Consider the following 13,291-nt stretch of genomic DNA (forward strand, 5'->3'; position numbering starts at 1 on the left):
CAATCAATCCTATTGTGTAGGAACGGATATGAATGTGCATAATTAATAAATTCTTTACTTTATACAAGATGAGATAATATATAAGTTAACTCTTGATTCTGAATAATTTTAAGTTATACTAATAACAGCAAGTAACTAAGAGTATAAATGTATCGAAGTATACAATAAGGAGGAATTTATTTGAAAACATTGATTTTTAATGGTTCACCAAGAAAGAATGGAGATACCATTTTTTTATTAAATGAGTTAACAAGTCAGCTAGAAGGTGATATAAAGATGGTAAACGCTTATTATGAGAATATTAAGCCTTGTATCGATTGCAGATATTGTTGGAAAAAGCCAGGTTGCGCTATCAAAGATGACATGCAAGAAATCTATGAATATATTTTGAATTGTGATAATATTGTTATTGCATCACCCCTCTATTTTTCAGAATTGACAGGTCAACTTTTATCTGTCATGAGTAGGTTTCAAACATTTTGGTCTAGTAAATATATCAGAAAGACATTGCCTATTCAAAAAGAAAAAAAGGGTGGAATTATCCTTGTTGGAGGAAATGGTGTAAAGGATAAAGCTTATGATACATCTAAAATAATCTTAAGTTCATTAAATGCAAAGATTGTTGGAGACGTTTGTTCATTTCAAACAGATAAGAAGCCAACTAATCAGGATAGCGAGGCAATATTGGAAGTTGCAAAGTTGGCTAAGGCTTTAAATAAATGATAGTATAAAATTCTATTAGGTATATATCCTTTTATTTGGTTATAGGATATATACCTTTTTTACACTCAATCAATAAGTTTACATAATGATATTATGTAAACTTAAGATAGGTAGTGCGCCTAGCGGCGCACGTTTCTAATGGGTGAAAGTCCCTAATCCGCCCTAGTAGTGGGAAGGATACAGCCAAAACCAAGGGTGTCCATCGTGAGGTGGAATCCGAAGGAAGGTGGAGGCAAATCTCTGGTCTGACGAATAGAAATCACATCAGGCTACAGTTAAGGATAAGGTTGCTACTCAAACCGAAGTCCTATAACTACTCGGAATTAACTGTGGTAAATGTGGCAGATGGATGGAGAGAAAGAAACGTGTGGTACCTAGGGAGGTCTCGTCAGCAGATGGAAACAGAGTATGAAATCTGTAGTAACAACGAATGGCGAGAAGTCAGCAGAGGTCATAGTACTACTGTGGTTGCAAACATAGTAGGAAGGACTGAACTTTAGGAGATGTGAGTAAATGAATGTAACCAAAGATGGATTTAAGAACAGACAACTTCATAGAGAGGACTATCTGCAAACGGTATCTGCGGAACAGAAAGAGTATGCAGAAGTGTTTGCCCATCAAAGGATTGCTGAAAACAACGACATCATCACAGATTTTCAGACGGACAATCTAATGGAACAGATTTTACACAAAGATAACCTTAACAAGGCTTTCAAGAAAGTGAAATCAAACAAAGGAGCAGGCGGTATTGATGGAATGAGCGTGGATGAACTTCTAGGCTTTCTGAGAGATAACCAAAGGCAACTTATCCAACAGATAAAAGATGGAAAATACAAACCAACCCCAGTCCGTAGGGTGGAAATACCCAAAGAAACAAAAGGCGAGTTTAGAAAACTGGGAGTACCAACAGTAGTTGACAGAGTATTTCAACAAGCGATTACACAGGTACTTTCTCCAATCTTCGAGAAACAGTTTTCTGGAAACAGTTTTGGTTTTCGACCAAACAGGGGTGCACACGATGCACTGAAACAATGCCAAACGAATGTCAACGATGGCTATGTATATGTGGTAGATATGGATTTGGAAAAGTTCTTTGACACAGTGTGTCAAAGCAAACTCATAGAAGTTCTATCACGAACTGTCAAGGATGGGAGAGTAATATCGCTTATCCACAAATATCTTAATGCTGGTGTTATTAGCAAAGGGATGTTCGAAAAGACAGAAGTTGGTATGCCACAAGGCGGACCATTGAGTCCTCTTCTAAGTAACATAATGCTGAACGAGTTGGATAAGGAACTGGAAAACAGAGGACATAGGTTTGTTCGCTATGCAGATGATTGTATGATTTTCTGCAAAAGTAAGAAAAGTGCAGAAAGAACCTTGAACAACATAGTGTCATACATTGAGGGAAAACTATTCCTAAAAGTAAATCACTCAAAGACGTGTGTGGCACATATAAGCAAAGTCAAATACCTTGGATATAGCTTCTATAGATACAAGGGAAAATGCAGATTTCGAATACACCCAAAATCAGTAGTTAAGATGAAGAATAAAATCAGAGAGCTTACTGACAGACATAATGGATGGGGAAATGAATATCGAGCACTGAAATTGACACAGTTTATTAGAGGGTGGATAAACTACTTTGGATTAGCAGATATGAATAAAATGCTAGTGGAGATAGATAAATGGTTACGCCATAGAATAAGAGCAATCTATTGGAAACAATGGAAGAAGACAAAAACGAAATATCGAAAACTAAAGGAACTAGGTATGAACGAAGCCTTTATAAAATGGCACGCAAATATGCGCCAAGGAATATGGAACTGTAGCAACAATAGAATGGTACAGTTTGCCTTGAATAATGAAAAACTCAGAGAATGGGGTTATCCCACATTCTCTGAGTTTTACTTGAAAATATGTGAAAACTAAAGAACCGCCGTATACCGAACGGTACGTACGGTGGTGTGGGAGGTCGGTAGATAAATTAATTATCTACCTCCTACCCGATTGTATTATTTGACTATATGATTTGTTATGTAACAACTTAAATAATAACTCATATATGACTAAATCAAACTGGGCAAATAGTAGAGTGTGTTTTTTTTGTTGTTAATTCAATTCTAGCACTTTTTGGAGGAGCTTGTAACCTTCTAGATTTATATTTTAATAAATAAATTAGTAATATAATATTAATCGAATCATAATAAAAAATAGTAGAATAAAAGCTGACTCGTCTTTTATTTGTGATAAATGTTAAAATTAATCGTAATATGAGAAAATATTTGGATGAATTAACTAAATAAGTACTATTCTGGCATTATTTCATATGCTATAATGTATAAGACTACTGGTAATAGCTAACACTTCTATTATATACATTATAAGTAAATGAATTATAAAAATTATGAAATCGAAAGGTGCTGGGGGTTGTATGGAAAGAACACTTGTTATTATTAAGCCAGAAGCAGTAGCAAAGAAGTTAGTTGGTAAAATCATTTCAATTTACGAGGATAATCGACTAGAAATAATACATGCACACAGAGTGTTAGCTACAAAAGAAGTATTAGAAAAACATTACGAGGCACATAAAGGCAAAGATTTTTTTGATGGACTAGTTCAGTTTATGTCTTCATCAGAGGTAGTAGTACTAATTCTTGAAGGTGAAAATGTTGTTGACATTGTGCGAGAAATCAATGGTGCTACGAATCCACAAAAGGCTTTGCCTGGTACAATACGTTATATGTTCGGAGAAACGATCGAAGCAAATGCAGTTCATGGATCAGAATCAGTAGAGGCTGCTGAGAATGAAATTGCAATATGGAGAGATCTAATTCGTTTTGAAAGCTAACATAATATTTAATTAATTGGACGAGCTTATATCCCAAAACAGTGGAAGTTTTGGGATATTTTTTATAGTGTCATGTTACTCCTTCTCCCTAAGCTTAACTACATTTGCAGCACTCCGCCTTCTAGAATCTTCAATCGCTGCATAATGCTTTCTGGTGGTGTTAACATCCTTATGTCCTAATACGTCAGCAACTAGATAAATATCACCTGTCTCTCTGTAAAGACTAGTACCATAGGTACTGCGAAGCTTATGTGGAGTAATTCGTTTTAACTTAGTTACGGTGCTTGAATATTTTTTCACGAGGTTCTCAACAGATCGGACGCTAATTCTACGATTTTGCATTGATAAGAAGAGGGCATTGGTATGACCTTCTGATGCCAAGATTTGTTTACGTTCTATAAGATAATTGGTCAATGCATCCTCAACTTCTTCACCAAAGTATACAATAACCTCATTTCCACCTTTTCTAATAATCTTAATTCCATTATTATTAAAATCAATATCATGGATATCGAGCCCTACACATTCAGATACACGAATTCCAGTACCAAGAAGTAAAGTCATGATTGCAAGATCTCTAACTTTCGTTTTGTTATGGTATTTTTGTTGAGACTTCGTTAAGTTATCACCAGATTCAACTTCATCAAGTAGACGTGCAATTTCATCAATATCAAGACGTACGATTTCTTTCTCATGCAGCTTGGGAATATTCACTAAGATGGCTGGATTGGTAGTTATCATTTCTTTCTTAAAGTAATAATTATAAAACGTTCGAAGAGTAATTAGTTTCCTTTTCTTTCCACTTTCATCGTTAATATGCTCTTTTCCATCTTTTTGATAATATTTCAGATAATCAAGGTATTCTTCAATATCAATTGCTCTTATTTGATCTAATGTATGTATAGGAATATCAGGGATTGGCGTGTTCTTTAATGCGGCATTAGTTTTCGATAAAAATTCAAAGAAAACACTAAGATCATAGGCATATGCAATTCTTGTTCTAGAAGAAGTAGTAGGTTCAATTCCCCTAAAAAAGTCAGAACAGAAATGTGGAAGAGATTTAATTAGCTCTCTTAATTTTACTGCATTCTCAATATTCACTTTATCATGGTAATTCTGTTCTTTCATCTATTATTGTTCCTTTCGTTATTTATAGGATTATATTTTTTTATAGGACTAGAGAAATAGTACATATCTCTAATAGTTTTACTAATTAAGATGACATACTCATTTTCAGTCTTTATAAATTTAAAATAAGAAGGAGCGTTCCTATTCTTATTGCTTACTAGTACGAACATGTTCACTTTCACCCCACCCAGGAAGATTACTGCTTGTTATGGCATGAAAAATACGTTCTCTAGCCCCTGGATTCTCTTTATTTAATTGCTTTATAAGATTTTTAGCATATTCTCTTTTGGTATACCCGTCAACAGGACATGGATTCTTCTGAACAGGTAGATGATTCTCTAAAGCAAAACTTCTAATATCTCTTTCTTCTAAGAACATCAATGGTCGAATGACTGTAAGGCCTGTCTTATCCAAATAAGTTACTGGTTCGAAAGAACTTAGCCTTCCCTCAAATAATAGAGACATCATTAATGTTTCCATGATATCATCTTTATGATGAGCATACGCAACTTTATTACAATTTAATGAATTAGCCTTTTCATTGAAGGCACCTTTTCTTAATTTGGCGCATAACGAACATGGATTTTTCTCTTTGCGTTCATCAAATACTATGTGAGCTATATCAGTATCCACGACAGTATAAGAAACCTCAAGTTTTTTACATAATTTACTTACCTCTGATAAATCAAACTCGTTATACCCTAGATTAACGGATATTGCTTCTAATTCAAATTTATTTGGATAAAAACGTTTCAGATTAGTCAGTGCTATTAATAGTGTAAGACTATCTTTGCCACCAGATATCCCAACAGCAATACGATCTCCATCTTGTATCATCTGGTAATCATCTATGGCTTTTCGCGTCAGGCTTAATAAGCGTTGTAATTTCATAAATTTCCTCACTTTTAATATAATATATATAACTGATTTAATAACTAGATTTATGTGAACGGTTAGAGGCTATTAATAAGATGTTTTGTATCTAGCTAATAGTCTCAAAATAATACGATTTGAATTTTTACTAATTATCATATGATTTATTGTACTAAACAATTCTTTCTCTTTCAATAAGATACTTTAATTCTATATATTTAAACGTAATATATTAAGTACCTTACTAATGAAATTAGTTTGAAAAATTACCATCAAGACAATCTGATATTTGAACATCAAATACATGGTATTCATAGAGTTTACCAATTAGATGCGTAAAAATGAAATATATTCCCCTAAAAAGTGTTAACAAAAATATATGGTTTGAAATCAATGCTTTCCCTAAAGAAATAGTTATTATAAATATAACAGAGACTATTATAGTAATTAAGATATTAATCGTAGATTTATAAGTATAAATGAATTTTCTACTAAGAATTTAGAAGAATTTACATATAAATTGACACAATTCTATCACTTTTCGTAGATATGATGGGATAGATACTACGTAAAAAGACTATTCATTTAAAAAAAATATAGAAATGAATAATCATGGGAAAAAAGGGTGAAAAAATATGTTTGAAAACAAGAAAAAACAACCAAATTATTCAGTAATCCAATCGTTTGAATATAAATTTACTAACGACGTTGACAAGAAAATAAAGAATAGGAGTTATAAAAGTTATATATCTACACTTGTATTTCTTTTATTACTTATTATAATACTTATGCCTGCAAATATAGCCAATGCAGCTTCTGGTTTATCTATTTCTTATAATGGCAAAAATGTTAATTATACGGGAACTAAAGTCTCAGCAACATATAATGGTGCACAGATTAACCTACATAGTACCCCTGGGATTGTAATTAATGATGTTGCAATGATTTCCTATCAAGATGTTTTTCAAAATTCAGTGATAAAAGCAAGTGCTTCATACTCTAGTACAAATAAAATAATTATAATAAAAGTTGGAAGTAACTCTATAAAAATGACTCTTGGTAGTAAAATTGCATATGTAAATGGTATTAAAAAAACAATGGATGGTGTACCAGTAAAGGTTACTTATCATAATGTTAATGCCACTAAGATCTTAGTGCCAGCACGATTTGTAACAGAAAGTCTGAAACTAGGATATACATGGAATAGCCAAACAAGATCCTCCGAGATTACTGGACCATTGCATTTATTTTACGATGGTGAAAATCATGCTTATACAGGAACAAAAGGGAAAGTGTCCGTACATGGAACGCTCCTTAATCTTTCAACAATGCCTAGTATTGTATTAAATGACACAGCTTTAATTCGTGCCAATAAAGTATTGAAATCAACTGGTATTAATGCATCTTATAATTATAATTCAACTAGTAAAGTTCTTACAGTATCAAAGAACGGTAACACAATCAAATTTACGATGGGCAGTAACTATGCCTATGTGAATGGTAAAAAATATTCAATGCCAACATCTGCTAGAATTGTTAAAAATACAGATACTGCCTCAAGTTATATTATGGTGCCAGGTTCTTTTACAATTACTAACCTAGGATATAACTATAGTTGGAGTAACGCGATTAAGACTTCTGTGATTACAAAAAAGACAAATTCAACAAGTACATCTGGAACATCTAATTCATCAAGTACTTCAACTGCAACAAGTACATCAAGTAGCTCGATCAATGATACGGATAAAGTTTATCTAAGCTTAGGTGTTGCTAGTTCTTTATCAGAAGAATATAAACATGTAACAAGTATTGTTAATAGTGATATTATTTCTGCTAGTACGAATACAAAAGCAGAGATATCATCAATAACTAGAACAATGGAAGGGAAAAATGAAGTATATACAATTACTTCCGCTAATCCATTTCAAAATGTTCAGACTTCTTACGTTAGTAGTAATGTAATTGGTTTAAATATAAGTAACTCCGTTAGTGTCAATAAGACGGATTCTTATTCTAATAGTATTGTTGGAAAAGTAATAACTACATACGATTCGACAACTTCCAATACAAACATAAAATTTAATTTAACTACTACAACTGCAAAATATGAAGTTAAAATGTCAGAAGACAAGCGAACAATAGTAGTACAAGTATATAATAATTATATCAATCAAGTTGTGGCAAAACGTCAATCTGCTGCAGATATTGTTTCGATATCAGGAATCTATTTACCTGCTGCTAAGATTACAAATGACCAGACCAATATTTATATTGATTTACCTTATACAATTGCTTCAACTGGTGCAAAATCCACATCAATAAGTGGTGTTAGTTTAACAGGATTAACAGTTAGTCAACCAACGAATAATTCCACTCGAATTACTATTAAGAAAAAGAGTAGTGCTTCCTATTATACAGAATCGATTGGGAATACCTTGAGTATAGTATTAACTGAGTCATTAACAAGCAGTTATGATATTACAATTAAGAAGCCATCTGAAGTTTCCTATGCTTCTATATCCAATGGCGATTATTATTATAAAAATAAATTCATTATTACAATTCCTGGTGATTACATCTCTTATTATAAGAGTCATCCAATTACCAAAAATAACAGCTCAATTAGTAAAATTACTGTAGCTTTGAATTCAGCAGGAAATACTAGAATCTCCGTATATACAACTTCTATATTAGGCTATAAGTTAGCGAATAAAGGTAGCTATATTGGAGTGACGGTAGGAAAGCCAAAAAGTATTTATAAAAATATAGTCGTATTGGATGCTGGCCATGGTGGACATGATTCTGGTACTACGAATCATGGAACCTATGAGAAAAATATTGCTTTTGATATTCTCTATAAATACGGTAAATCTTACTTTAATTCATCGACCTCAAATATTAAAGTATATTATACAAGGGTAGATGATACTTTTATTACATTATCTGATCGTGCTGCATTCGCAAGTAAAGTTGGTGCAGACTTATTTATAAGCCTTCATATGAATTCAGGCTCAACTACTGCAAATGGAACAGAAGTATATTATTCCACGAATAATAATTATAAAGCTAGCTCTGGTTTGACAAGTAATATCTTAGCAACGAAATTTGAAAATGGATTATGTAAAACTCTTGGAAATAATACCCGTGGAGTAAAGACCGCAGGATTTTATGTTATTAAAAATAACTCGGTTCCTGCTGTTCTAATAGAACTTGGTTTCTTATCAAATAGCGCTGACTATGAAAAATTAACAGATCCTGATTATCAGAAAAAAACTGCAAAAGCAATCTATGATATTACATCTTCTATCTTTACTACTTATCCAACTGGTAGGTAAAATAAATAAGTAACCATAATCATAAGATAGACCCAATTATTAGTAAATGAAGGTTAAGCCAACATTATCTAGTGATTGGGTTTTATTTATTCCATTTATTTATTTCGGCTCTTTGTCAAGTGTTGGGGTGTGAGGTGCGTTGCACCCGCACTAACACTGACAATAGAGCTATTTTTATGACTAGGTTCTATAATAGATGTTTTTTTGCATGACAAATAAGCCTCTTGAAAACCGACCATTTTTTTACATAGAACTGTGAATGATACGTGTACGAAATCTTTCGAAATTACGTACACCATAAGAACTTCTTTTTAGTACTTTGATTTTATTATTGAATCCTTCCGTAGGTCCATTTGTATATCCATACTTAAAGGCATTAAGTATATACTCAGACCAGCGTCTATATGTTTTTGCACATGCTTCAAATTCGTGTAATCCAGAGCTTTCAGCACTTTTTACCCACTCCCAAAATTCAGTTCTTTGATATGTATAGCTATTACTCTGACATATTTCATAGAACCATTCTTTTAACCTGTGAGCTAGTCGTAAATCATCACTGTATTGTAGCATTAAATCACAGGCTTTTTTGTTGTCATCTTTTAATTTAGAATATCGAGTCAGTATAAGTTTTCTACTTCGCTTATAGTACTTTCTAAGAGTTGGTGTCATGGATGCTTGTAAACGTTTACGAACACTTTCAATTGCCCAGGAAACCTGACGAATGTAGTGATATTTATCTACGATGATTGTGGCATTAGGAAAGAATGTTTTGGCAAGATCTATATAAGGTTGCCACATATCAGAAATAAAAAATTTAACACGATATCTTTCATCACGACTGCAAGATTTAAAATACTCAATAAGATGGGACTGAGTACGATCCGGTAAAATATCAAGAATACATTTTTTCTTTGCATCCACCAGAATACATTGATATTTGGAATCACCAGCATTCCCTTTAAATTCATCAATTGAAATGCATTGAGGAATATGTGGTTTATCATACGAGAGTGTATCAAGAATACGTATTACTGTATTCATTGAGACATTAGTTTGGGAAGCAACATATTTAATACTGTTGGTTGAACGAAGCAATTCAACAATTTTGAAGGATAGTCGTGTTGTACGTTGCTGATATTTAGCTATAAAACTATATTTCTCGTAAAAACGTTTACCACAAGAACATACATATCTTCGTTTTCTTAACAATAAATAAGCATTGGACAACTGAAAAGGTAAGTCTTTAATTTTCTGCCAACGATAATCGTGTATTTTAGATGTTCCAGCTCCACAACAAGGACAAATTTGAGGTTTGGGATTGGTTTCAATCTTGATAATAATTCCATCTAAAGTGTGTTGCACACTTTTTAATTTTACACCTTCTAAATTTAAAAGATTTTTGTTACAATTAGATTGCATCTATATAAAATACCTCCTTTAAAATGTTAGCTTTGGTCGGTTGGCATGTGAAGAGGCTTTATATAGATGTATTTTAATATAAAAACAAAAATGTTGGAAGTGTGTTTTTAACACACCCCAACATTTATTATAGAACCTTTATTTCATAAATTTTTAGTATATTTACTATTAGTAGTGAAAATGGAAGTTCATTGCACTCTGACTTAATCTACTTGTATTGTTATATATTATCAATCTTCCAAAAACCTTGATTTTACTGACTTTTTTAAGATGTAATAAATAACAAAATGGTAATATATACAATTCCTCCATATTTACCATATCATTTTTAAATTCATTTGGTTATAATAATAGAGTACCAATAAAAAATGAGTGAAATTAGTTGGTATAGAAATGGAGAGCATAAATGAAAAACAACAACACAGTAATGTCCAAATTAATACGTAGTTCATTCCTTTTTAGCTTAGGTATGATTTTATCTATTGTATGTTTGGTAAAACCAGTAAACGCAGAAACTATTAGTACTTCTAAGAGTGACTATTCACATTCTATCCAATTAACAGTTGTGAATTCCTTGGAGGAACGTTTAAGTAAAGTTCTAGGTGTTTTAGATGCAAAATTAACAAGTGATGAAAAAGCAAAATCCTTAGATTATCTTACCCGCTTAAGTAATTTAGAGAACAATAGAACTACGTATGTTCAAACTCAAGAGGAAATATCACTAATTCAGGATTTTAATACATATCTGAATGAACTTACTATTAAATATTTCCCAAAAGCTGAAAGTTATGCAAAAGAACTAGAAGATGCATTTGGTCCAGTAACATTAAGTAAGAATAACGAAGTAATTGAAAATATTAAAAGCAAAATCTCGAATCTTGATTATACTAAAATAAATTCTATTTATTCTCAGTATGTTGATAATACAATAGAATCAGACGCTGCGGCACGCCAAATATATAGTATTTTACAGAAGTACAGTAACAAAATTGAATCAGACGAAGTACTGTATAATATATTTACTGTTGAATATGGAACAAAAGCAAGATTTACAATTAAAGATGATTATACTGTAAAGTATCAAGATCCAGCTAGAACTGGATTATCTAACTTAAGTAAAGCTGATCAAGCAAAATATAAAAGAGTATGGGCACAAGTTAGACAGATCTTACCTACAAAGTATTTAGGTGCCTTTGCAGAATTTGATATCTCAAGTGATGGTAAATATGGAGTAGCAGCATTTGTTGAACAACTAGATAATGATGGTAGGTATTGGAGAATTAGCGTTGATCCAGCTGACATGAGTAATAAGAATGAGTTTTATCATACTGTTATTCATGAATTTGGTCATTATGTATCTTTGAATAATACTCAAGTAAAATACATCAAAAAAGATGAAATAATTAATCCTTCCAAAGATGATTACTACGATACTTCCTTAATTGCAAATAAAAATTCTTATTTAAATAGATACTACAATACATTCTGGAAGGAATACGCATTTGATCGTAATGCAAATACGTTAAATCAATTATTTTTCTGTAGACATTATGATGAATTTGTATCTGAATATGCAGCGACAAGTGTAGCAGAAGATTTTTCAGAATCATTTTCTTATTATGTATTACCACCTAAGAATGCAACATTGAAACAAAAAGAGAGAATCAATTTCTTCGATCAATTTCCTGAATTAGTACAGTTGAAGAAATCAATTCTAAGCAATATGAAGAAAAATAAATTAATAAAATAATTAACAAACATAAAACAAATCAACCATATACAAGTCTATCATTTATGGTTGATTTGTTTTATAATATTTTAAAAATGTAACAATGTCATCAGTCATGTATGTAAGATATTGCGATGAATATCTGTTACAAAAATGTTATTCTACAGGAGGATAAAGATTATGTATAGCTTTAATAATGATTATAGTGAAGGTGCACATCCAGATATAATGGAAGCATTAATGAGAACAAATATGGAACAAACGGGTGGATATAGTCTAGATACTTATACTGAAGAAGCCATCCATAATATGAAAAATCTAATTAACTGTCAGAACGCAGATATTCATCTGTTAGTTGGTGGAACGCAAACAAATTTAACTGCATTATCTGCATTCTTAAGACCTCACCACGCAATTATAGCAGCTTCAACAGCTCATATTGCCGTTCATGAGACTGGTGCCATTGAAGCAACTGGACATAAAGTAATCATTCACCCAACAGACGATGGTAAATTAAACGTTAATCACATCCGTGAGTGTTATGAAGCTCATACAGATGAACATATGGTTAAACCCAAATTAGTATACATTTCAAATCCAACAGAACTTGGAACTATTTACTCAAAGGCTGAGTTAGAAGAAATCAGTTGCTATTGCAAAGAAAATCAATTATTCCTATATTTAGATGGAGCTCGTATGGCATCTGCACTAACCGCTATCGGTAATGATATTGCATTAAGTGATTACGCTAAATATACAGATGCATTCTATATTGGAGGAACAAAAAGCGGTGCTTTATTTGGTGAGGCTTTAGTAATCTGTAATGACAATCTCAAAGAGGATTTTCGTTATCATATCAAACAAAAGGGTGGAATGTTAGCGAAAGGTCGTTTATTAGCGATTCAATTTAATACGTTATTTACAAATCATTTATATGAAACACTTGGGGAACATTCAAATAAAATGGCTTATAAACTGAAAGAAGGAATAACATCATTAGGATATCGTTTCTTAGTAGATTCTCAAACCAATCAGCAATTTCCTATCTTTCCAAATAACGTAATTATACAATTAGAAAAAGAATTTCTATTCTCTTTTCAAGCAAAAATCGATGAGAATCATTCTGCGATTCGTCTTGTAACTTCTTGGGCAACTAGGGAAGATAAGGTGGAGAAATTTATTGAAGTATTAAGGAATTGCAAGTAGTAAGACATGATATAATAAAGTGTCAAT

The 13,291-nt window shown here is 32.0% G+C and carries 9 protein-coding genes; 6 read left to right on the plus strand and 3 right to left on the minus strand.

The window, feature by feature from the left end; genetic code table 11:
• Positions 1-180 precede the first annotated feature (180 nt).
• From bsdtb5_RS10210 to ndk, 3 genes are all read left to right on the plus strand, one after another.
• Positions 181-723: a flavodoxin family protein gene (locus bsdtb5_RS10210; RefSeq protein ID WP_271715913.1), complete on the plus strand. Its 543-nt coding sequence runs from the start codon at positions 181-183 to the stop codon at positions 721-723.
• 513 nt (positions 724-1,236) lie between these two features.
• A complete protein-coding gene (ltrA, locus tag bsdtb5_RS10215; RefSeq protein WP_271712004.1) occupies positions 1,237-2,655 on the plus strand; it encodes a group II intron reverse transcriptase/maturase in 1,419 nt (472 codons plus the stop codon).
• A gap of 502 nt (positions 2,656-3,157) precedes the next feature.
• On the plus strand, positions 3,158-3,574 hold the full coding sequence (gene ndk / locus bsdtb5_RS10220; protein ID WP_271715914.1) for a nucleoside-diphosphate kinase: 417 nt from the start codon (positions 3,158-3,160) through the stop codon (positions 3,572-3,574).
• Positions 3,575-3,649: 75 nt separating this feature from the next.
• Here ndk and bsdtb5_RS10225 read toward each other — a convergent pair whose 3' ends face one another.
• Together bsdtb5_RS10225 and bsdtb5_RS10230 are read right to left on the minus strand one after the other, a co-directional pair.
• Positions 3,650-4,702 (minus strand): tyrosine-type recombinase/integrase, encoded by a 1,053-nt coding sequence (locus bsdtb5_RS10225; protein ID WP_271715915.1) that lies wholly within the window; start codon positions 4,700-4,702, stop codon positions 3,650-3,652.
• Between the two features lie 147 nt (positions 4,703-4,849).
• A complete protein-coding gene (locus bsdtb5_RS10230; protein ID WP_271715916.1) occupies positions 4,850-5,593 on the minus strand; it encodes a tRNA 2-thiocytidine biosynthesis TtcA family protein in 744 nt (247 codons plus the stop codon).
• A 617-nt stretch (positions 5,594-6,210) separates the two neighbouring features.
• Here bsdtb5_RS10230 and bsdtb5_RS10235 point away from each other — a divergent pair.
• A complete protein-coding gene (locus tag bsdtb5_RS10235) occupies positions 6,211-8,910 on the plus strand; it encodes an N-acetylmuramoyl-L-alanine amidase (protein WP_271715917.1) in 2,700 nt (899 codons plus the stop codon).
• A gap of 243 nt (positions 8,911-9,153) precedes the next feature.
• Here the strand turns inward: bsdtb5_RS10235 and bsdtb5_RS10240 are convergent, their stop codons facing one another.
• Positions 9,154-10,329 (minus strand): ISL3 family transposase, encoded by a 1,176-nt coding sequence (locus tag bsdtb5_RS10240; protein WP_271712080.1) that lies wholly within the window; start codon positions 10,327-10,329, stop codon positions 9,154-9,156.
• A 406-nt stretch (positions 10,330-10,735) separates the two neighbouring features.
• On the opposite strand from bsdtb5_RS10240, the gene bsdtb5_RS10245 reads away from it, so the two are divergent.
• Positions 10,736-12,079, plus strand: coding sequence for a zinc-binding metallopeptidase (locus bsdtb5_RS10245; RefSeq protein ID WP_271715918.1), 1,344 nt, complete (start codon positions 10,736-10,738; stop codon positions 12,077-12,079).
• A gap of 159 nt (positions 12,080-12,238) precedes the next feature.
• On the plus strand, positions 12,239-13,264 hold the full coding sequence (locus tag bsdtb5_RS10250; RefSeq protein WP_271715919.1) for a threonine aldolase family protein: 1,026 nt from the start codon (positions 12,239-12,241) through the stop codon (positions 13,262-13,264).
• The last annotated feature ends 27 nt before the right edge of the window (positions 13,265-13,291 follow it).

The sequence above is a fragment of the Anaeromicropila herbilytica genome (assembly GCF_016591975.1).
Taxonomy (GTDB): domain Bacteria; phylum Bacillota; class Clostridia; order Lachnospirales; family Lachnospiraceae; genus Anaeromicropila; species Anaeromicropila herbilytica.

What these genes read in the sequence shown, in the direction of transcription:
- ndk (WP_271715914.1), top strand. Translation starts at nt 3,158, where the DNA reads ATGGAAAGAACACTTGTTATTATTAAGCCAGAAGCAGTAGCAAAGAAG.
- ltrA (WP_271712004.1), top strand. Translation starts at nt 1,237, where the DNA reads ATGAATGTAACCAAAGATGGATTTAAGAACAGACAACTTCATAGAGAG.
- bsdtb5_RS10225 (WP_271715915.1), bottom strand. Translation starts at nt 4,702, where the DNA reads ATGAAAGAACAGAATTACCATGATAAAGTGAATATTGAGAATGCAGTA.
- bsdtb5_RS10240 (WP_271712080.1), bottom strand. Translation starts at nt 10,329, where the DNA reads ATGCAATCTAATTGTAACAAAAATCTTTTAAATTTAGAAGGTGTAAAA.
- bsdtb5_RS10230 (WP_271715916.1), bottom strand. Translation starts at nt 5,593, where the DNA reads ATGAAATTACAACGCTTATTAAGCCTGACGCGAAAAGCCATAGATGAT.
- bsdtb5_RS10235 (WP_271715917.1), top strand. Translation starts at nt 6,211, where the DNA reads ATGTTTGAAAACAAGAAAAAACAACCAAATTATTCAGTAATCCAATCG.
- bsdtb5_RS10245 (WP_271715918.1), top strand. Translation starts at nt 10,736, where the DNA reads ATGAAAAACAACAACACAGTAATGTCCAAATTAATACGTAGTTCATTC.
- bsdtb5_RS10250 (WP_271715919.1), top strand. Translation starts at nt 12,239, where the DNA reads ATGTATAGCTTTAATAATGATTATAGTGAAGGTGCACATCCAGATATA.